A 280-nucleotide genomic window follows, 5' to 3' on the forward strand; every position below is an offset into this window, starting at 1 on the left:
CGGCGCCGACGATCAGGACGTCCAGATGCTCGGCGGCGGGCGCGTCGGCTTCGCAGGACATGGGCGGCTCCCTCACGGCGGCGGTGGATCGCTCCATCGTCGGAATGAACACGGCCCACGCCTAGAGGCAGTTCGCACCAAAATTCGCCCTCCACTTGTGCACTCTGCACTGCTACGTTGCCTGCCATGTCGTGGAGTCCCCCCTCGCCCCGGATCCGGAAGCTGATCCGGCAGGGCGCCGAGATCGCCCTCACCCCCCGGCCCGAGTGGCTGGCCGAGC

The sequence above is a fragment of the Streptomyces murinus genome, from assembly GCF_002154555.1.
In the GTDB taxonomy this organism is placed as follows: Bacteria; Actinomycetota; Actinomycetes; order Streptomycetales; family Streptomycetaceae; genus Streptomyces; species Streptomyces murinus.